The sequence below is a fragment of the Glaesserella sp. genome, assembly GCF_041817755.1.
Lineage (GTDB): Bacteria > Pseudomonadota > Gammaproteobacteria > Enterobacterales > Pasteurellaceae > Glaesserella.
This window is the reverse complement of record NZ_JBGYBX010000055.1, coordinates 79,103-101,041: the sequence shown is the minus strand read 5'-3', so window position 1 is coordinate 101,041 and position 21,939 is coordinate 79,103. Positions and strand designations below refer to the sequence as shown.

Annotated in this window: 17 protein-coding genes and 1 other RNA gene; 16 read left to right on the top strand and 2 right to left on the bottom strand. The window is 43.8% G+C overall.

What is annotated here, in order from left to right; translation table 11 throughout:
• Window positions 1–159 precede the first annotated feature (159 nt).
• The 16 genes from ACEYKX_RS08320 to ACEYKX_RS08245 all read left to right on the top strand — a co-directional run bounded on the left by ACEYKX_RS08320 (window position 160) and on the right by ACEYKX_RS08245 (window position 20,248).
• A complete protein-coding gene (locus ACEYKX_RS08320; RefSeq protein WP_373766397.1) occupies window positions 160–306 on the top strand; it encodes a hypothetical protein in 147 nt (48 codons plus the stop codon).
• A 330-nt stretch (window positions 307–636) separates the two neighbouring features.
• Window positions 637–1,104 carry a ProQ/FINO family protein gene (locus ACEYKX_RS08315; RefSeq protein WP_373766398.1) on the top strand — a complete coding sequence of 156 codons (468 nt, stop codon included), beginning with the start codon at window positions 637–639 and terminating at the stop codon, window positions 1,102–1,104.
• Between the two features lie 305 nt (window positions 1,105–1,409).
• A complete protein-coding gene (locus ACEYKX_RS08310) occupies window positions 1,410–2,291 on the top strand; it encodes a phage antirepressor N-terminal domain-containing protein (protein WP_373766399.1) in 882 nt (293 codons plus the stop codon).
• 122 nt (window positions 2,292–2,413) lie between these two features.
• Entirely contained in the window at window positions 2,414–8,125 is a 5,712-nt protein-coding gene (locus ACEYKX_RS08305; protein WP_373766400.1) for a phage tail protein, read from the top strand.
• Between the two features lie 73 nt (window positions 8,126–8,198).
• Window positions 8,199–8,531: a hypothetical protein gene (locus tag ACEYKX_RS08300; RefSeq protein WP_373766401.1), complete on the top strand. Its 333-nt coding sequence runs from the start codon at window positions 8,199–8,201 to the stop codon at window positions 8,529–8,531.
• A gap of 48 nt (window positions 8,532–8,579) precedes the next feature.
• Entirely contained in the window at window positions 8,580–9,740 is a 1,161-nt protein-coding gene (locus ACEYKX_RS08295; RefSeq protein WP_373766402.1) for a hypothetical protein, read from the top strand.
• Window positions 9,741–10,089: 349 nt separating this feature from the next.
• The gene (locus tag ACEYKX_RS08290; RefSeq protein ID WP_373766403.1) at window positions 10,090–10,773 is read left to right on the top strand and encodes a 2,3-diphosphoglycerate-dependent phosphoglycerate mutase; all 684 of its coding nucleotides are present in this window, start codon (window positions 10,090–10,092) and stop codon (window positions 10,771–10,773) included.
• A 100-nt stretch (window positions 10,774–10,873) separates the two neighbouring features.
• Window positions 10,874–11,260, top strand: an RNA gene (rnpB, locus tag ACEYKX_RS08285) — RNase P RNA component class A.
• A 116-nt stretch (window positions 11,261–11,376) separates the two neighbouring features.
• A complete protein-coding gene (locus tag ACEYKX_RS08280) occupies window positions 11,377–12,015 on the top strand; it encodes a DUF1007 family protein (protein ID WP_373766404.1) in 639 nt (212 codons plus the stop codon).
• Entirely contained in the window at window positions 12,006–12,995 is a 990-nt protein-coding gene (locus tag ACEYKX_RS08275; RefSeq protein WP_373766405.1) for a nickel/cobalt transporter, read from the top strand. The genes ACEYKX_RS08280 and ACEYKX_RS08275 overlap by 10 nt, the downstream gene beginning before the upstream one ends.
• A gap of 127 nt (window positions 12,996–13,122) precedes the next feature.
• Complete coding sequence (locus ACEYKX_RS08270; protein WP_373766406.1) at window positions 13,123–14,571, top strand: alanine/glycine:cation symporter family protein; 1,449 nt, start codon at window positions 13,123–13,125, stop codon at window positions 14,569–14,571.
• A gap of 213 nt (window positions 14,572–14,784) precedes the next feature.
• The gene (locus ACEYKX_RS08265; RefSeq protein ID WP_373766407.1) at window positions 14,785–16,713 is read left to right on the top strand and encodes a TonB-dependent receptor domain-containing protein; all 1,929 of its coding nucleotides are present in this window, start codon (window positions 14,785–14,787) and stop codon (window positions 16,711–16,713) included.
• 76 nt (window positions 16,714–16,789) lie between these two features.
• On the top strand, window positions 16,790–17,578 hold the full coding sequence (locus ACEYKX_RS08260) for an ABC transporter substrate-binding protein (RefSeq protein WP_373766408.1): 789 nt from the start codon (window positions 16,790–16,792) through the stop codon (window positions 17,576–17,578).
• A 108-nt stretch (window positions 17,579–17,686) separates the two neighbouring features.
• The gene (locus ACEYKX_RS08255) at window positions 17,687–18,535 is read left to right on the top strand and encodes a BRO family protein (protein ID WP_373766409.1); all 849 of its coding nucleotides are present in this window, start codon (window positions 17,687–17,689) and stop codon (window positions 18,533–18,535) included.
• 11 nt (window positions 18,536–18,546) lie between these two features.
• The gene (locus ACEYKX_RS08250) at window positions 18,547–19,527 is read left to right on the top strand and encodes a FecCD family ABC transporter permease (protein ID WP_373766410.1); all 981 of its coding nucleotides are present in this window, start codon (window positions 18,547–18,549) and stop codon (window positions 19,525–19,527) included.
• Window positions 19,520–20,248 carry an ABC transporter ATP-binding protein gene (locus ACEYKX_RS08245; protein WP_373766411.1) on the top strand — a complete coding sequence of 243 codons (729 nt, stop codon included), beginning with the start codon at window positions 19,520–19,522 and terminating at the stop codon, window positions 20,246–20,248. Before ACEYKX_RS08250 ends, ACEYKX_RS08245 begins: the two co-directional genes overlap by 8 nt.
• A gap of 64 nt (window positions 20,249–20,312) precedes the next feature.
• Here the strand turns inward: ACEYKX_RS08245 and ACEYKX_RS08240 are convergent, their stop codons facing one another.
• Together ACEYKX_RS08240 and ACEYKX_RS08235 are read right to left on the bottom strand one after the other, a co-directional pair.
• The gene (locus tag ACEYKX_RS08240) at window positions 20,313–20,768 is read right to left on the bottom strand and encodes a hypothetical protein (protein ID WP_373766412.1); all 456 of its coding nucleotides are present in this window, start codon (window positions 20,766–20,768) and stop codon (window positions 20,313–20,315) included.
• A 198-nt stretch (window positions 20,769–20,966) separates the two neighbouring features.
• The gene (locus ACEYKX_RS08235) at window positions 20,967–21,806 is read right to left on the bottom strand and encodes a DUF72 domain-containing protein (protein ID WP_373766413.1); all 840 of its coding nucleotides are present in this window, start codon (window positions 21,804–21,806) and stop codon (window positions 20,967–20,969) included.
• Between the last annotated feature and the right edge of the window lie 133 nt (window positions 21,807–21,939).

Genomic DNA, 21,939 nt, shown 5'->3' with positions numbered 1-21,939 from the left:
AATTAACAAAAAACAAACCCCGAACATTGCGAGTGCTCGGGGTTTTTTATTCCCAACTTTCCATAACAAAGAGGAAATAAACTGAATGAATAATAAATTTAACAAATGGAGAACTTCCAAATGCAGATAGATTTTAACGTAATGGAGGGGATTTGTAAAATGTTAGAGATTATCGAAAAAGCACCTAAAGCACGTACATTTGCTTATATTGCTTTGTTTTTAGGTTTTATTTTAGGGACATATTGGCTTGCCCCCACTTTTCTAAAAGCCTTAGCAGATTTTATCTTAACGCTGAAAAATTATTAAACCAAATAAAACAAAACCCCGAACATTCGCAGTGCTCGGGGTTTTTCATTTAACTATTAGTTAGGACTAATATGGAGCAAATTATATCTTTTCTATTTGAGCAATTCAAGGAGTTTAAAATGCAATATGGCTTATGGGAAACAGTGTTAGCATATTCATTTTTAGGTTTTGTAGTTTGTTTGGCGTGGCGACTGCCGAACATCATTACAGCATTAAAAGAGTGGAAAAAGTAATTGACGATAAGAAATAGTTAGAGTAGTATTTACCCCATAGGTGTCGAAACCTTAATCCACAGCTTCCAATAGGAAGCTATTTTTTTATGGAGAAAGTATGGGGCGAAAAGATAATGTAAAAGCTAATTTAGCTAAATTAAAAGAGCGGTTCCCCAACGTATTTTTTGATACAAAACCGTTAGTTCCAACGATTATTGAAGATATGATTGCTGTATTGGGCAATGATGAACTCTCTAAAGTCGTGCGAAGTGCAATGAAATATTACTTAGACTCACCAAGTTATTTAAAGCGTTTTGTAAGGCGAAAATGGATTAGAGATGTTAATGGTTCAAAGGTCAGACTAATTACGGATGAAGAAAAAGACTGTGCGAGAAAAAGGTTAAGTCAAATTAATGAGCATAATTCTAAGGCAAATGCAGAATATCGTTTTGCAGTAGCTTTAGCGAGAGAAACCAAAATTGAATATAAAAAAATTGAATTACTTGAGCAAAATAATTCAGAGAAAAGTAAAGTTGTCGTTATTCACAAACGAACACCTAAAGTTAAGAACGAACAATGCTCATAACCCTATTGACAATCAATAGGGTTTTTTATTACTATTTCCTTGCTCTCAAAAGGCATTTTACATCTGTTCGGTTATCTCAATTCACCCCGTTAGTGTGATTTTTTTATACCTGAAATCCAGTAGGCTTGACCTTGCCATTATCAAGTTTATTGCAGGCAGAAAAAGAGATAGATTTTATTTATTCAATGGTCGGCGGTGCGAGGAATACAACACCGCAAGGAAATAACTCCGCTAGCTAACAGATCTAGTTTTGAGCCGCCGACCACCCGATTTATCGGGATTTTCTCTCAAAAGGAAACTCTGTTATGACTACTCAAATTTCTACCCAAATAATTTCATTCAACAACCAATCCTTAATTACATTCGAACAAAACGGTACACGTTACACAGCTATGAAACCAATCTGTGAAAATATTGGTTTAGCTTGGGAGCCGCAATTATTAAGAATTAAGCGTGATGATATTCTTAGTTCAACTATGATCATCACGATCATAGTTGCTGAAGATGGAAAAAATAGAGAAATGGTCTGCTTACCAATTGAATATCTTAATGGTTGGTTATTCGGCATTGATGTTAAACGTTGTAAACCTGAAATCCGAGAAACTTTAATCAAATACAAAAAAGAATGTTATCAAGCATTACACGACTACTGGTTTAATGGCAAAGCCGAACGCAAAACAACCACAGACGAACGCACGGGATTAAGACAAGCAGTCAGTGCTTTAGTGAGTAAAAAAGGCTTACTCTATTCCGATGCTTACACACTCATTCACCAACGTTTCAACGTAGAACATATTGACGAGCTAACCCCTGATCAAGTTGGAATGGCGGTGGAATATGTACACAAGATTTATCTTGAAGGGGAGTTGATTATTGACCCACCAAAACAAGATGATGACCTTGCGGATAATCTTACACTAACCTCAATGTGGTTCGCTCTTTACAATTGCTTAGATTTATTGGGACAACTGGAACAACCTCTGCGGGCAATCGGATCGCATTTTGGTTCGGCAGCATATACACACGCCACGGAATATTGCCACACATTACAATTTGCGAGAGATATACTGATGCCCAAATTAGAGGGCGTAGAGATCAACGCTTGGAAAGATCCTCATTACCATTTAGCATTGGAAACAATGCGAGCAAGAGCATACCCGCTAAGAAGAGGTATGACTAAACGATAATTTAGCAAAATTTTAACCAAAACAGACCGCTTGCAGCCTAGCGTTGCAAGTGGCTTTTGGCATATCTGAAATTTAACCGCCGTTACAGGAAACTGTGACGGCTTTTTTATTGGAGAAACACTATGGGCGGAAGTGCAGGCGGTGGCGGAAGAACACCTTACGAAGCACCGGATAATTTAAAGTCGGCGCAACGATTAAGAGCGATAGGGCTAATTTCCCTCGGTCCTATTCGGGGGGCGGTAACAGAAGACCAATATCAAAGTGCTTTTTTTGATTACACGCCACTGAAAAACCAACAAGGCGAGTGGAACTACCAGAACACAGAAATTAACTATCGGTTGGGGTATCAAGATCAAACGCCGCTGGAAGGTTTTGAAATGTCGGAGCGGGAAGTGTCGGTGGGGGCGGAAGTGAAATTTGATCATCCGTTATCCCGTACGGTTATTGATCCGGATATTACCCGCTTGCGTATTACGTTAGGCGTAAATGCGTTGTTTAGTCAAAACGACGAGGGCGACACACACGGTTCGTCCGTGTCGTTTCAGGTGTTGATTAACGGCGTTATCCGAGAGGATCAAACCATCGAAGGGAAGTCCTCCTCTCGTTTTACCCGTAGTTATATTATCGATAATTTACCGCCACGTCCGTTTACGGTGACGGTAAAACGAATCACACCGGACAGTAAGAGCCAACGCTTACAGAACGGGACGTTTTGGTCAAGCTATACGGAAATTATTGATACAAAACTCAGTTATCCGAATATGGCGATTGTCGGGGTAAAAACCGATTCTCGATACAATCCGAATTTTCCGAACCTGAATTTCTTACTTTACGGCAGGTTGGTAAAAGTGCCGGTCGGTTACGATCCGGATAAACGAACTTATGCCGGCGGAATTTGGCGCGGTGATTTTAAGCTGGCGTGGACAAACAACCCGGCATGGGTGTTTTATGATTTAGTCACGAACAAATTGGCGGGATTGGGGCAACGTCTAGGCGATTATGGCATTGATAAATTCCAACTCTACCAAATCGCAAAATACTGTGATGAGTTAGTCGATGACGGTTTTGGCGGAAAAGAACCTCGTATGACGGCGAATCTATGGATTACCGAACAACGTAGTGCCTATGAGGTTGTGTCGGATATGGCGTCCGTGTTCCGTGCTATCGTCATTTGGAACGGCACACAGCTGACGGCAATCCAAGACAGACCGGCTGATCCGGTGTGTACTTACACGCAGTCAAACGTGATTGAGGGGAAATTTAACCGCCAATACGTGCCGCTGAAATCCATTTATACCGCCGTAGAAGTGGAATATGCTGACGAAAATAATCAGTATCAGAAGGCGATCGAATACATTTCCGACGACGCCATGATTGCCCGTTACGGCTACAATGTGAAGAAAATCCAAGCGTTTGCCTGTACGAGCCGAGGGCAAGCCCGCCGTTACGGCAAATGGGTGCTGGAAACCTCACGACTTGAACAATGCACGATCACCTTTAGCGTCGGTCGGGAAGGATTATTAACTCTCCCGGGAGATATTATTGAGGTTGCGGACAAAACTTATGCCAATGTAAATATTGGCGGGCGTGTGATTGCCGTCAGCGGCAGAAACGTTACCCTTGATGCACCGATTGAAGTCGCAGGCGAAAAACACCTGAGTTATCTCATCAATGATAACAATGTACAGCGATTGACCCGTATCAAAATTACGCAAGTCAACGCTAATAACAAATCCATTGTTACACTTGAAAGTGTGCCGACCGGATTAGAGGTCATGGATACATGGGCATTGCATACGCCGTTAGTCAGCACTCAACGCTATCGGGTGTTGGGTGTAACGGAGAATGAGGACGGCAGCTATGCGATTACCGCCCTCCAACACGAACCGCAAAAAGAAGCGATTGTGGACGGCAGTGCGAGCTTTGTGCCGATTTCTGACACGACCCATAATGGCGGCGTCTCTGCCGTGATTAATGCGGATGCCACCGTCACAGAAGGCGGGGTGAAATTGACGTGGAGTCAACCGTTTGTCAGTGGCGGAAAAGTGACGTACGAAATCCGCTTGTACCGCAACGGCAAGCTATACAGTACACACTTAGGGTTAGAATCGCCTGAATTTACTTTTGACAACCTGCCTGACGGCAGCTATACCGCCGAAATCAGAGCGAGAAACGCACAAGGGCAGTTATCGAATCCGGTAACCCGCAGCTTTGAAATTAACTTAAGAATCCCTCGATTTGTCACAAAATCATTGTTGTTTGCGATCGAATTGAATTGGGATTTACCGAAAACAGCGACCGTCGGTAATTACACCGAGATTTGGCGGAGCAGCACCGACGATATTACCAAAGCGGTAAAAGTGGCGACCTTAGCTTATCCGCAAAACAGCTACACGATCAACGGGGTAAGCTTGTCGGAGAGTTACTACTTTTTTGCCCGTTGCGGGGATAAAAACGGCAACAAAGGCGAATTTACCGAAGGTGTATTTGGCGAGGCGGATCATAATCCTGATACGCTACTAAACGCGCTGGAAGGACAGATTACCAAGTCACATCTCGGCGAAAGTCTTATTAACTCGCTAAAAGGCGACATTGACGCCGCCGTCGACGAAGAAGCCGAACTGCGTCGTGTTGCATTGGCGAGCGTCGTTGGTCAAATCCAAGCGGAAACCCGTGAACGGGTTAAAGCGATTGAAGCGGAAGCTGCGGCGCGCGGAAATGCGATTGCAACCGTCGAAACGGTTAACGCCGAACAAGCAAGACAGATAGCAACCGTAACCGCTCAGGCAGGTAGTGCGTTGAGTGGCTTACAAGAAGAGCGACAAGCCCGCATTGATGCGGATAAGGCGGAATCGGCAAAACGCGAAACGTTAACGGCGAAAGTTGATAACATTGGCGGCGTAAATATATTGGTGGATTGCGAATATCGCTCTCGCCTTGCATGGGATCACACTAAAGTGCGAATCTCCCAAAATATGTGGCAAGGTCGGTTTACAACTCGCGTTACCTCAACGGCTGACGGTCAAGGGCAGCGAGGCATTATACAGGGTAATGATAAAAAGTTGACGAAAGTCAAGCAAGGCGAAACCTACACCTTGTCATTGCACGCGCAAGGTACCGCAGGATTTACCAAGAACGGGTTAAATTACGTTTATTTAATGCGGGACGAGGGTGAGAATTTCCGTCTACCGACTATCCCAATTACCAACTCTATTAGAGACCCGCACAAGGTGACGTTTGTCGCGCCATGGACAAGTAACACGGTGCGGGTATTGATTGGACACATTGGCGAAGCGGCGTCTGATGATTGGTTCTCGTTTCATGGTGTGAAATTAGAGCGGGGAAGTGTGGCGACGGACTGGTCTCCGACACCGTCAGACGTAAACTCAATGATTGATAGCGTTAGCGCCGACTTAACCGCGTATAAATCGACACAGGCAACCAAGGAGCAAGCGCAAACCGTCGCATTTAACGGATTGACCGCGCGCATGGGTACCGCAGAAGGTACGCTGGAGACAATCCAAACCACTAAAGCGAACAAAGACGAAGTGGCGAGTATTGCACAAACAGCGTTACAATCGACGTGGAAGGCTGACGCTCAACAAACCGTTGATGCACTGAAAATCGGTGGCCGCAATCTCCTGCTGGACAGTGAGTTTAAAAGTTTTTTGTTATGGGGCGGTACGAATTATACCAACGCTTCAGCCTCCGAATACAACGGTCGACGGGTCATCCGCATTGAGAACAAGGAGGTGGCAAAAGCTGCGGGTGTATCGGCAATGGCGAAAAACCGCAAGACCACATTTGTGAAGGATAAAAAATATGTGTTGTCCTTTTATGCGCGCGGAAATGCAAATCTTAATTACGTACACCTGATGCGTAACAATAGTGGATTCCAGCGATTACCAGAAATGCGAGTACCGAGCGAGGAGACGTTTGAGAAGGTTGAATTGAAGTTTATCGCAAAAAACGGCGTGGAAGTCACGGACGGCTATCTTTTAATGGCGTTTACTAACTTTGAGGTCGGAAAATGGGTGGAATGCCACTCGATTAAGATCGAAGAAGGGGATGTGGCGACAACATGGACACCGGCACCGGAAGACTTAGAATCGGTCGTATCCGAATCTACCGCCAAAATAACAGCGTTGTCCGAAACGGTCAGCAATCACACCACCGCTTACGCTAAAGATAAACGGGAACTCGTCGCACGGATAGACGGTGCAGAATCCCGCATAACCACCACCAGTGAAGCAGTGACAGGCTTAAACGGTAAAGTCAGTGCAATGCACACGGTGAAAACACAAACTATTGCAGGCGGTCGAACAGCGATTGCCGGGGTTGCAATGGGGACGGATTCGGCGGGTGAAAGCTCGGTTATCGTTATGGCGGATAAATTCGGTATTGTTGCCAATGCCAATGACAGCAACGTCAAACCGGTATTCAGCGTGGCAAATGGTCAGGTTGGTATTCGTGGTGATTTGGTTGTGGCGGGGTCGGTGACACGGGATAAATTATCATCAGGTGCTGGCGGTAACTTATTGTATAACCCGCAAATCGGTCAGCATGGCTGGCGACAAGCCGGGCATCGTAGTGGAGCGCAAATCGGAAAGCTTAATATTACCCATCAGATTAGAGCGGGTAACGGTGAGTTTCATCCCAATGTTGCAGATGAAACATGGTCTGTATTGGCAATATCAGGATCTCATGCGGATATTAACGCATTGGCGGATAATGCAAAAAATAACTGGGTAGACAACATCCGCTGCCTTGTGCCGGTCACTCCCAACAAGTGGTATATGTTTTCCGCTTACGTTGGTGGTTATCATTGTGGGGCACAGGTGTTGATTGAAAAATATAGCGCAGACGGCAATAGCTATCTTGGTTTTATTGACTCAACGGCAATCATCGGGCAAAGCGACGCAGTGATATTTAGTGGCGATCGGTTTGAGATTGGCGATACCAGTCATTTTCAGCATGGTGTAGGCTTAAACGCCAAAAGAGCATTTGTAAAATTCCGCGCGCCGGATACCGGTAAAATCATGATCATCCATCGGCTCAATCGTTTTGCCAAAAATCAAGGATATCAAGACGCTTACTTGTGCCGTCCTATGTTGGAGGAGTGCTCCGAGCACACGTCCGAGCCCAGCGCATGGCAAAATGCGGGGGTGAGTGTTGTACATGGCGGCAGCATTCTTGCCAACACCATTCGAGGCGAGCACATCCAAGCCAACCAAGAGATTCGCGCACCTAATATCAACGGCGGAAATCTCAATATTGGTAATGGCAATTTCATGGTTGACAGTAGTGGCAATATGACGGCGCGTAGAGGCACATTTAGTGGTACGGTTACCGGTTCGACGATAAATGCTGCAACGATTAACGGCGGAACGATTAACGGTGCGCACATTACCGGTATTACGGTGGAAGCCGAGAATATCATTGGTGATGTGGTGAAAGCATATCATGTGACTTATCGCAATACCGCAACATATGTTCATAATCATGTCATGACGCTATCCATCCCTGCCTCAAGACGGTTAAGAGCGGCATACTTAATGCCGGTTATATTGATGTCATCCGGACATTATAGTATTGGTGCCGGCGAAAGGGATGAGTGGGAGTGGACAAGCACTCAAAATGCATCCGCAGAAATTAGAATGAACAACGCAACCGTGATACGTAACAGTGCAAACGGAGGTAAGTTTTCCAAGGCATTGCAAGGTACGTTTAACATCCCTCCGCATACTGTCGCGAACATTTCCATTATTGTTAACAGTACCTATCAAGGCTTAGCCGACGGTACGCAATTTGTGTTCTTCGTCGGTAATGCTTGATTCGTAAATTTTTAACCCAAACCGACCGCTTGTAGCAATGCAGGCGGTTTTTTTATTACTCATAGGAGCTCATATGAAATACATTGAAAAAACACTCGAAGACGATAACACCGGCGCTGTCGTCGGTTATCATGAAATCACCGCAATCAATTGTGATTATGCGAACAATTCGGTGGTTGCTACGTTATCCTCTTATGTCTCGAAAAAAGCAAAAGACAGAGGCAAAAACGCATTGTCATTTGCGCAATTTACCTTTACCAGCAGCATGCCAAGCCGAGACGAAAGCGCGCATAATTGGGTGCTCGATCAGTTAATCTTACCGGAGCCCGAAGGGTTCCAGCCTGAAACATATTACGGCTATGTTAACCCGCATATGTTTGCCGGTGGCACCATTAAACAATCATAATCAACCAACAGCCCGCTATATGCGGGCTTTTTTATTTTGGGTAGCAAAATGGAAAAGCAGAACATAACAATCAAGCGCGGTGATACCTTTGTTCACCGCTTTACACTGTTTGAGCAAGTTGGCGAAGAGAAGACGGCTTTTGATTTTACGGGTGTTGCCCGCGTGGATTTACAAGCTGTGGCGGATGATGAAGTTGTGTTGTCGCTCTCAACGACGGATAACACGCTCTTAATTAAGGATAACGTACTTTTGGTGTTGGTCAGTAAACAAGCGACCAAGGGGCGGGAGTGGATTAAAGCCAAATATGACGTACAAGTGACGTACACCGATGGCGTCGCGAAGACGATTATCGACGGCACAATTAAACTCAATCACGACGTAACCACGTTGGCGGAAGAAGGTGAAGCATCCTTTGAACGAGCGATTGAACAAGCAATGTCTAATCCGGTATCTGATATTGTGGTGGAGCGTGACAGCGTTAACGTTGTTTTCGGCGTTGCGGCAAAAGGCGATAAGGGCGATCCGGGAGAAAGAGGCTTACAAGGTCCAAAAGGGGATAAAGGTGATGTCGGTCCACCGGGACCACAGGGCTTACCGGGTGTGCGTGGCGCACAAGGCTTACAAGGAGAAAGAGGTTTACCCGGTGAGAAAGGGGAGCCGGGCACACCGGGTAGAGATGGAGAGCGAGGCGAAAAAGGCGAACCGGGGAATAATGGACGGGACGGCGAGAGAGGTCCGCAAGGTGAGCGCGGTTTACCCGGTAAAGACGGGCGAGACGGAGCCCCGGGTGTACAAGGACCTCCGGGACCACAAGGAGAAAAAGGCGAGGCTGGACAAAACGGTAAATCTGTCTACGATCTGTTGGTGGAAACTGGTGCTTTTACTGGATCGCTGCAAGAGTTTACAACGCAAATACTGGCAAGTGTTTTGCCTGTTAAAGAATTACAAATGGGGGCACCAGTCAGAAGTGAGCTTGAATTAACGAACCCTGAAGTTGGTGCAGGAAGCAATAATCGTGTTTGGAAAGTCCCGTTTAAAACACCATTTAGCCAAAAGCCAAAAGTACTCATGACGGAGAATGCCAATTATTACCATGGCGGGTCTATGTTGGTACATGCTATTACCACAGAGTATTTTTTAGTACGGTCAAACTATGCTGGTCCCGACACAATGGAGCTCCCTTATATTGCTTTTGTGCTTAAGGATTAATAGAGACTGTGTCATATTTGTGACGTAATTAACGATAATTATCATTAACCACTGTAATTAAAAACAGTTTTTTTGAATGCGGGTTATCTTGTAGGCTATTGATTTTTAAATGATTTATATAATTTCGCTGATGTTTTACGTCAGACTCATAATCGCTTGGTCACTGGTTCAAGTCCGGTAGGGGGGACCATTTTAAACAATCGTTTATTTGTTTCATTCCATAAAATCCCGATTTAATTTGTTACAGATCAGCTTTTTATCGAATCCTTTTGGTTTAGCTTTAAAAGCGCGTTGTTTTTTGTTATAAATAACAAGTTATCAAATCAACTCAAATCTAATAGGAGAGCTTATGGAATTAGTATTTATCCGTCACGGTTTTAGTGAGTGGAATGCTAAAAACTTATTTACAGGTTGGCGTGATGTTAACTTAACGGAGCGCGGTGTTGAAGAGGCGAAGGCGGCAGGTAAAAAATTATTAGCCGCCGGCTACGAGTTTGATATTGCGTTTACCTCCGTGTTAACACGTGCTATTAAAACCTGTAACATCGTGTTAGAAGAATCTAACCAACTTTGGATTCCACAAGTGAAAAACTGGCGCTTAAACGAACGTCACTACGGTGCGTTACAAGGTTTGGATAAAAAAGCGACCGCCGAGCAATATGGTGATGAGCAAGTTCACATTTGGCGCCGTTCTTATGACATTTCTCCGCCGGATTTAGATCCGAACGATCCGAATTCCGCACATAACGACCGCCGTTATGCGCACCTTCCGAAAGATGTTGTGCCGAATGCGGAAAACTTAAAAATCACCTTAGAGCGCGTATTACCTTTCTGGGAAGATCAAATCGCACCGGCGTTGTTATCCGGTAAACGCGTTTTAGTCACCGCACACGGTAACTCATTACGTGCATTGGCAAAACATATCATCGGCATTTCCGATGAAGAAATCATGGATTTTGAGATCCCGACCGGCCAACCGTTAGTGTTGAAACTGGATGACAAATTGAATTTCATTGAGAAATTCTATTTATAATTGATGTTCAATGAACGCCCGGCTTACTTGCCGGGCGTTTTTTATGGTACAAGCGGTCATTTCTTGGCAAAAGTTTGCAAATCCGCTATACTCGCCCACCTGAGTCGGTCAGACAATCGCTGGTTTATTGAAGCCCTTAACCGTTCGCAAGAACGACCTAGCGGGACAAGTAAACGAGAGGAAAGTCCGAGCTACACAGGGCAGAGTGCCGGATAACGTCCGGGAGGCGTGAGCCTACGACCAGTGCAACAGAGAGCAGACCGCCGATGTACGCAAGTGCAGGTAAGGGTGAAAGGGTGCGGTAAGAGCGCACCGCGTGAGTGGTAACATGTCACGGCACGGTAAACTCCACTCGTAGCAAGACCAAATAGGAATCCAACGAGTTGCCCGCTTGGGATTCGGGTAGGTTGCTTGAGCGGCTGAGTAATCAGTCGCCTAGAGGAATGATTGTCCGCGACAGAACTCGGCTTATCGATCGACTCAATTTATTTTAAACAGCGAACAGAACTTTCTGTTCGCTTTTTTGTATTTATAATATCGATCAAAGTAGGATCACATTCGACAAACCGGCTATATGGCTGTACTGAATCAATGAATATGTCTATGAAAAAAATCTTTTTAACGCTATTGGGTTTACTTATTGCAAATGCCACCTCGGCACATCCTCATTCATTTTTAGATATGAAAAATAAAGTACTGATTCATCAAGATAAACTGGAAGGTTTTGAAATGAGTTGGATGCTGGATGAAATCACGTCGGCGGAATTGATTTATGAAATTTCGGCAAGCGATAATAAAGACGACGCCGTGAAAAAGATCACCCAAGAATTGAATCGGTCGGCGGTGGATGCGCACTATTTCAGTGAGCTGTATGATGAAAAAGATCAGCCGATCAAATTTAAAGCTCAGCCGACCGCTCCGTCTATCGAAATCAAAGACACCCGAATTATCTATCATTTTACCTTATCATTAGCGCAGCCTCAGGAGATTGCCGGACGTAGTTTTCGCTTATTCACCTTTGAACCGAGTTATTATTTATCCATGGCGTATGAAAATGCGCAAGATGTAACAAGTACGGCGCAAAATCGGTGTGACATCAATATGACCGAGCCGAAAGTGAGCCAATCCCTCCGCTTGTATGCCTCAAAATTGGATAAAACCGAGACACCGGATATACCGGATGATAAAAGTCTTTCCTTAGGTGCACAATTTGCCCAAAAAGTGAGCATTGTATGCCAATAAACGCTAGACCGCTTTTATGGATTATCCTGATTGGCGGATTGATTTTTATGCTCTACCAAATCTATCCGCATATTTTATTTCAAGTGGCGGAGTGGCAGCGTCATTTTAATTTGGAATTGTCCGCGTCACTGAAAAGTATTAAGGAGCACCCGCAACAAGCCGGTATGACGTTGATGGGGGTGAGCTTTCTTTACGGTGTATTTCATGCGATCGGCCCGGGACACGGCAAGTTTATTTTGACCGGTTATTTGTCGCTTGAAGAAACCAAACTGCCGAAGGCAATTCGGATTACATTACTTTCTGCGCTGGTACAAGGTTTGGTGGCGATTGGCTTGGTGACGCTGATTGTCGTAGTGTTTACCCTTTCCCGCAGCTATTTTAATTTGACGCTGAAATGGGTTGAGCGGGGCAGTTTCATCGTGATGATGTTGTTCGGATGCTATTGGTGCTATCAGGCTGTCAAGGAAAGAAAACCGGTACCGACAAAACCCCAAGGCTTCCAAATTCATCATTTGCAAAAAATTGAACGAAACGCACCGCTTGTTCAGGCGGTATCGCATCAACATACTGAAAACTGCCCTTGTGGTCATCGTCATTTGCCGTCGGCAAGCGAATTGGCTAACGCGACGGATTGGAAAACCGTTTGGATGCTGATTTTAAGTATTGGATTACGTCCGTGTACCGGCGCCGTGTTGGTCTTATTTTTAGCTTATACCTTGGATTTATACCTGTGGGGCGTGGCTTCAGCCTTATTAATGGCGGCAGGCACCGGTCTGACGTTAACCTTGTTTGCCTGTGTGGTGCTGTTTGCCCGAGGGCAGGCAATGCGAGCCGGACGGTGGTATCTTTCCGTGCAAACCAGCAAGCGGTTTGTGTTAGGTTTAAAATTATTGATGGGAATAGTACTCATCGGACTAGGTGTTACGTTATTCCACAGCAGTCTGCTCGAAGCAAGCGGTAGCTTGCTATTCAAACGTTAACACGCTTTTGACTCATTAAATCCCATTAATGTTTTTGATTATGCCAATAAATTAAACTTTTCAAATAGCTAAAAATCGCTAAAATGCGCTATCTTTTTTAACGTATTTTTAACGAATGAGGCTCAATATGGAAAGCATTGTTTCGATGTTTGAAGAACTCCTGACGTGGATTGTCAACACGGTTGACGGTCCGCTTTGGGATATCACCGTGCTTACGTTGTTAGGCGTAGGCTTATTTTTTACCATTACGACCGGATTGGTTCAGTTGCGGTTATTACCGCGCAGTATCCGTGAAATGTGGTCGGGACGAGCGTCGGACGGCGATGCATTGACACCTTTCCAAGCATTTGCCACCGGGTTGGCAAGCCGTGTGGGCGTGGGTAATATCGGCGGTGTGGCAACGGCGATCGCCTTAGGCGGACCGGGTGCGGTATTTTGGATGTGGATTACCGCATTAATCGGGATGAGCAGTGCATTTGCGGAATCATCATTGGCACAAGCGTTTAAAGTCTGCGATCCGAACGGTATGTTCCGCGGTGGTCCCGCCTATTATATTGCAAAAGGCTTAAAAGCGCCTTGGCTTGCCATTGCTTTTGCGGTGACTTTAATTTTTACCTTCGGCTTTGCTTTCAATGCCGTCCAAGCAAACTCCATTGTGGAAGCTACCCGTAATGCTTGGGAATGGGATCCGCACTATGTCGGTATCGTCTTGGTTGTGATGACCGCCGCCATTATCTTCGGCGGTGTCAAACGTATCGGGCAAGTTTCGGCAAAAGTCGTGCCGCTGATGGCGTTGTTCTATTTAATCGTCGCCATGATCATTTTAGGGATGAATATTGAACGCGTACCCGAAATCTTAAATAAAATTATTACGAGCGCATTCGATTTCTCGGCAATGGCGGGGGGGATTTTCGGTTCGCTTTTCTCACAAGCAATGTTACAAGGGATTAAACGCGGTTTATTCTCAAACGAAGCGGGTATGGGTTCGGCGCCGAATACGGCGGCGACTTCAGATGCCAAACACCCGGCAAGCCAAGGTTTAATCCAAATGTTAGGCGTATTCGTCGATACAATCATTGTGTGTACCTGTACCGCGATTATCATCTTAATGTCTAACGACTACGGCAATGAATCTTTACGTAGCGTCTCTTTAACACAAAAAGCATTGGAATTCCATGTAGGTGAATTTGGCTTACATTTCTTAGCCTTTACTTTACTTCTTTTCTGCTATACCTCAATTATTGGTAACTATGCTTATGCAGAGAATAACATTCGCTATATCCGCAACAAACCAAGTTTCGTATTAGCGTTCCGTTTAATCGTGTTATTCTTCGTTTACTTCGGTGCGGTGCGTGACGGCGGTATCGTTTGGGCGTTTGCCGATACGGTGATGGCTTCAATGGCGATGATTAACTTAGTGTCTATCATTTTACTTGCGCCGATTGTGTGGGTCATCTTGAAAGACTACCAAAAACAAATTAAAGCAGGTATCGAGCAGCCGGTGTTCAACATTGAAGATCACCCTGAGCTTATCCGCCGTGGTGTAGATCCGTTAATTTGGAAATCTAAAAAATAGTTTGCCGTTTTTACAAGCGGTTCGTTTCTCGCAGAATTTTGCAAAATGTTGTGAAAAACAAACCGCTTGTTTATGGAGATTGTTATGTAAAGATGAATTTCTTTCATAGACAAACAGCAAAACATTCATCACTTCTCGAACGCTTTAACCACCGAAATCCCTTCTCTTTAGGTATAATAATGTGAATTTATTATGCAACCCTGAGAACCCAATATGAAAAAAAATCTCATCACGATCGCTATTTTTATGAGCTTACCTGTTTTTGCCTTCGCCCAAACGGAGACGGAACTCGATACCGTTAATGTCTATTCCGCTTATGCCGCGCCCGTTAACCAAGACAAAACCGCCTCTTCCGTCACTGTTTTGACAGAGAAAGATTTCACTGAACGCAATGCGACTTATGTCAGCGATGTGTTGAAAACCGTGCCGAGTGTGGCGATTAGTGCTTCAGGCGGTCGCGGTACCTTAACCAACTTCTATTTGCGTGGTGCCGATGCAAACCATACGGCTGTGATCATTGATGGTGTAAAAGTTAATCCTGTGACAGGATACGGCTTTGATTTCGGTGGTTTAAGTTTAAGCAATATTGATCGCATCGAAGTTTTACGCGGTGAGCAATCGGCGCTGTGGGGCAGTGATGCGATGGGCGGGGTGATTTATATCACCACTAAAAGCGGATTATATAAAGATAAGCCGTTTAATGTGGACTTTGATTTAGGCACAGGTTCACACGGAACTTATGACGGTTCAGCGACGATTTCAGGTTATAACAATGGCTTCTATTATGCGTTGAATGGAAATAGCCATCGTACCCGAGGTATTTCAGCGTTAAGTTCAAATACATTCCGCTATACAGCCCAAAACGGAACAGAAATAGCTACCGGTGGAGCGAAAGAGCGTGATAAATTTCATCGTGATAATGCCTCTTTACGTTTAGGATATGACGATAATCAAAAAGGTGTAGAAGTTTTGGCTTCTCATTTCTCGCAAACAGCACATTATGATGGCAGTTTAGCGGGAGAAACCTCTTTTGATGATTATACTCGCACCCGTGAAACCTTGTTCAAATTAAGCGGTTATCTAGGGAATGAACAGGAATTATTTAAACAGAAAGTGAGTGTCAGCCACGTTAAAACCGATAGTGATACGATCAGTTCTTGGGCAAGTGCTTATGATGCTAAAAAATTAAATGCAAATTATCAATTAGATATTAACTTTGATCGTGAAGGTCCGGTAAATCAAGCGGTCAGTATTTTAGGCGAATATCAACAGTCAAAATATGATTCAACCTCTTACAATGATGAAAAAAGCTTAGTAGAGAAGAGTATTGCTACCGAATATCGTTTATTTACAGAAGATGATCACAGCCTTTCAATTAGCGGACGCTATACAGGGAACTCTGAATATAAAGATGCGTTTACAGGGCGTATTTCAGGCGCTTATCGCTTATCGCCAAACTTCCGCGCTCACGCGAGTTTTGGTACAGCAATTCAAAACCCAACAATGACGGAATATTATGGTTATTCAGGCAGTTATGTAGGAAATCCAAACTTAAAACCGGAAAAAAGCCGTGGTGGAGATGTTGGTTTACTTGTGGAAAGTAATGATAAACATCACTCTCTTGACTTAACGTACTTTGCCCGCAACGTGAGTAATTTAATTAGTAGTGAAGTACTTGATTTTACAACTTATCGCTCTCGAGCTATTAATATAGAGGGTACGAGCCAAATTCGAGGCTTAGAAATTGCCTACAATGGTAAATTGGCAAATCGTTTAACGGCTTATGCTAACTACACTTACACTCAAGCCAAAGATAGTAAAAAAGCGGAATTAGTTCGCCGTCCGAAACATCTTGCGAACCTAGGCTTAGCGTATCAAATCACGGAGAAATTGGGTTCAAATGTTAATGTTTCATATGTTGGCAAACGGGTTGATACCTATTTTGATGAATTAACCTATGCTTCTTCTCGGGTTAAAATGCCATCTTATACATTGGTTAATTTGGGTGTAAATTATCAACTAAGCAAGAACTTGAATGTTTATGCGAATTTAAACAACTTATTTGATAAAAAATATGAAAATATTATCGGCTACGGACAAGACGGTCGTAACGTTTATGTTGGCTTAAAAGGTAGCTTCTAATAACCGTAGAGGCAAATTATATTTGCCCCAAAACGGTTTAGGGAAATGGGGCTAATATGATTAGCCCCTACATTTTATGAAAAAAACGCTTACATTTTTAACCGCACTTTTCTTGCCGTTTACAACGGCTCTTGCACAAGAGCAGTTTGTTTCGCTCACCCTTTGTAGCGACCGCCTGCTGGCCGAAATCGCTCGCCCTGAACAAATTGCGGCGATGTCGCCTTATTCTCAAAATCCGTTGATGATGTTGGATAAACTCAATCACGACAAACCGACACTTGAACCGCAATTAGACCGACTGTTGCCGTATCTGGATAAAACCATGCTGATTAACGAGCGGTTTTATCCGCAATTGGTCGCAGAGCTAAAACAGCTCGACGTGAAAATTCTGCCGATAAATGACAGTCCGCAAACCCCCGAACAGCTTTTTGAATTGATTTTGCAGCTGGGGAAATTAACCGATAATCAAGCTAAAGCAGAACAACTTATCGCTAAATTAAAATCGCAAAATGTTATGCTAAACCGACCGCTTGCAGCGACCTTGATTGTATCGGATACCGGTGTGGTCGATACACGGCAAGCTAATTATCAAACCTTATTGCAGTTATTAGCTTTAACGCCGTTAAAAAACGCCTTAACGCCACAAAATTTCTCGCTCGAAAAAGTGTTGCTCAGCCAACCGAATATCTTGATTACCTTAACCGATAAACAAGGCTATAACGAACAATCAGAACTACTTTCGCATCCACTTTTGCAAAATTATTTCCAAAACCGACCGCTTGCAACCATCCCGTTGAAATATACTTATTGTTTTGATCACGGTATTTGGCTGGGAGCAGAAAGGATTTATCAACAGTTAAAATAGTTTGTGAAGCTTGTCGAAAAACGGGAATTTTCTATTTATACAGTATTGCACTGTATATAAATTTGTGTATGATTTCTGTGTTTTTATACAGTTGTGTAGGGGGTCGTGATGAGCAATGCAATTAAATTATTTGAAGGAAATCAAATCCGTTCCGTATGGGATAATGAGCAAGAAGAGTGGTATTTTAGTGTTGTTGATGTGGTTGCGGTATTAACCGAAAGTGCCAATCCAAGACGTTATTGGAGCGATCTAAAACGTAAATTACAAGTAGAAGAAGGGGCAAATGAGTTGTACGAAAAAATCGTACAACTGAAATTTAAGTCTTCCGATGGGAAAATGTATAAGACAGATGCAACTGATATACAAGGTATTTTCCGTATTATTCAATCTATCCCAAGCCCGAAAGCCGAGCCGTTTAAATTGTGGTTGGCACAGGTTGGCAAAGAACGGATTGATGAAATTATCGACCCAGAATTAACCATTGATCGCGCCTTGGAAACCTATTTGAAAAAAGGTTATACAAGAGAATGGATCAACCAACGATTACAAGCTATTCAAGTGCGAAAAGAGCTAACGGATACTTGGCTAGATCACGGCGTGAAAGAAGGACGAGAATTTGCGATTTTGACCAATGAAATCTCGAAAGCGTGGAGCGGAATGACAACCAGAGAATATAAGGATTTCAAAGGATTGAAGAAAGAAAATTTACGCGACAATATGTCCACCCTTGAATTAGTGCTAAATATGTTGGCGGAAGCCACCACAACCGAGCTGACACAGATTGCCAACCCACAAGGATTAGAAGAAAATAAAAAGATTGCTCAAGAAGGCGGAAGTATTGCCGGCGATACGCGAAAAGCGATTGAAAGCAAAACGGGTCAGCCCGTGATTACCCCGAAAAATGTAATCTCTTTTTCTCAGCTAATCGAAGACGTCGTTAAAGAGACATCAAAATAATTACACAAAAAATGAACAAAATAGCCCGACTTAACACTGCACTTTTGCTCTTGCTTCTTGCGATTATTAGCTTAGCAAGTTGGTATGATCTTAACGATTTTTCAGCATTGAGAAATGCGGACGGAATTGTGACGGATATGCGACCGCTTGTGTTGTGGGATATTCGTCTTCCACGGATTTTACTTGCCGTTCTAACAGGGGCAAGTTTGGCGTTGGCAGGCAATGCCATGCAGGGCATTTTCCAAAATCCGTTGGCAAGCCCGGGCTTGTTGGGGAGTGCAAATGGGGCAACAACCGCCAGTGTTTTTATCCTGTACTATTTTTCCGTCCCCTTTACCTTGTTACTGATTGGCGGTGTACTTGGGGCATTATTGAGCTTCTTATTAGTTTATTTGATTGCCAAAAATCATGGTACAACAATGATGATTTTAAGTGGTTTGGCGGTCAATATGCTACTCGGTTCAGCGATTGCGTTGTTGCTGTCGAATGCCGAAAGCCCTTGGGCGTTGGCGGAACTTTATCGTTGGCTACAAGGCTCGTTGGTATGGGCGAAATTAGATACCTTATTGATTTCATTACCGATTATCCTATTGGGGGTGTCCTGTCTTTATCAACAACGCCGTTATCTTGATTTGTTCACCTTTGGCGAAGAAACCGCAAGCACAATGGGCATTAATCCCAAGCACAGCTTTTTTATTACCACCTTTGGTGTTGCATTATTAGTGGGGGCAACCATTCCGCAAACGGGAACCATCGGTTTTATCGGCTTAATTGCACCGCACTTGGCGCGCATGATCCTGAAAAAACGCCCATCACAGCTTTATCTCACAAGCGGTTTGATTGGTGCATTAATTTTACTGATTGCCGATCTCTGTATTTTATATTTGCCGTTCTTTTCCCATATTTATGTGGGAACGCTTACCGCAATTATCGGCGCGCCGTTTTTGATTTGGATTTTATTAACACAGCAACGGAGAATGGCAAATGATTAAACTGGAAAATGTCAGCCTTGCATTTGGTTTATCTAACATCAGTTGCCATATCCCACAAGGCAAACTTATCGGCATTATGGGGGCAAACGGGGCAGGGAAATCTACCTTGTTGAAAAGTATTGCGGGTATCTTACCACTTACAAGCGGTGAGATTTGGCTCGGAAATTGCAAATTGTCCGACATGACCGCCAAGCAGAAAAGCGAATGGCTGGCGTACTTCGCTCAAAATACCCAAATTCATTGGGATTTATCGGTCTATGATGTGATTGCGCTCGGTTTAACAATACCCACAAAAGATGAAACAGAAAAAGTGCGGTCGGTTTCCGAACAATTTTCTATTTCCCATCTACTTGAAAAGCCGTTCCAACAGCTTTCAGGCGGTGAAAAAGCTCGCGTGCAACTGGCTCGCTGTTGTATCAAACAAGCCCCCTTATTACTTGCCGATGAACCGATTGCATCGTTAGATCCTTATTATCAAATTGATATGATGGAACAATTAAAATCCCTCACTCCGCAAAGAACCTGCATAGTCGCCATTCACCATTTAGATTTAGCCTACCGTTTTTGCGACGAAATTATTTTGTTGGATAAAGGCAAAATCCTCGCCGGCGGCGAAACACAAGCGGTATTAAATGTAGAAAATCTTGCAAAGGCGTTTGGGGTGAAAGTTAAACTTGATCAGGTAAAAAGAGAAATTTTTGGCATAGCGAAAATGACTTGAGTATACACTAAAAAAAAACAGCCGTTCGATTTACTGTCAAACAGCTGTTTGGTTTCGGTAAGCGTTAACTCTCCCGACAATTCAACCAAGGCATACGTCTTCCTTGATAATTTTTGTAGTAAGTCGAGCCGTGTTCGCGGGCGATTAAATCAACATAAGTCCCTTGAATCGGATGATATGAACGATAAACCACCTCAAAACGTGAACGGCGTGCATTGAGCGGTTTATTTTCGATATGATCAAACGGCTGTGCTTTATCTCCGTCTAATTGAAAATAAAAACCGAAATTTTCCGTCATGCGACTTTCCCTTGAAAGCGGAAAATAGGCGGATAAATAAGAGTCTGCACCAGTTTCTGCGTTACGGCAATGGTAATAATAACGTTTGAAATTCGTCGAATTATACAATTCAGCTTGGCTGATATTGTCCTTTAAGTAACCGGTTTTCGGTGGTGGGGGAGGGGTACAAGCGAATAATCCGGCGAGGGTTGACGTGAATAAAATCCATTTAAGTGTGTTCATAGCTAAAATATCCGAGAAAATGAGAGACTACCTATTAGCGAACTATGATAACTTAAATTGTGCAGAGTGCAAGGGAACGGGGAAGTTGACCCTAATTTTGCAAAATATCGGCGAGATCAGACCGCTTGTAATCTGATTGTCGAATAGAAAAGGCGATTTTCCGATGGAGATCGCAAAAGTGAAACCTGTACGTAATCCCTAAAACAAACTCTGTTGTCCAACCAAAAATTCAGGTGTGTTTTTCACTTGAAATCCATAGTTCGCCAAATAGCCTTTCAAACTTGCGATATTGTAGAACGAATGGCTTTTAGTGGTGTTTTGAAAGTAAAGATAAAGCCGATCGAATTCCGCTTTTCGCTGATTTAACAACACTGCCAGTTGTTGTAATTCGGTTTCGCTATAACGATAATCGTGGCGTTCTTGTGCCGATTGGGCTTTCCACCAATGGGGATTACGACCGTGCAATCTTAGGTAAGCGGTACGTTGGTTCGCATAAAATTGAAAGGCTGGCAAGCCGATATTCTGCGGATAATCCACATTGCACCAAATCAGATTTTCCTTGCCGTGAAAATAATCCCACACCGACTGAGTATGCCAACTGGCGTGGCGAAACTCAATGGCAAGGGGATAATCACTAAACCACGACACCAGTTCCGCCAGATAGTAACGGTTGGCGTGATGACGCTCAAAACTGGTAGGGAATTGCACAAATAAATTGGCTAAACAATGGCTATCTCGCAACGGTTGCAATGCAGCCAAAAACGCTCGAGCTTGCTCGGCAGTGGCGGTGTGTTTATGGCTAAAATCTTGATGCAGTTTTACCGAAAATTTTAACCGCCCTTCCGCCTTTTCTAACATACCTTGCACCGCCTTATAGCCAATCGGGGCGTGAAAGGTACTGTTGATCTCAACGGTGTCGTAATGCTGGCTGTAAACCGACAAAAAATCCGCTTTGTCCGTCCCAAACGGATAGAGCGAACCGACTAAATCCGTATCGCTATAACCACCCGTGCCGATGTAGATGTGGGGTGTGTGCATTTTTAATATTTTGTTTTTAATTTGCAAAATGTTGAGTAAATGTAACCGCTAGTGAGGGGATTGTCGAATGGAAATGTAAGTTCTACATAGTTGGAAGTTTATTTCCATTTCAACCTTATTTTAAAACAATTGG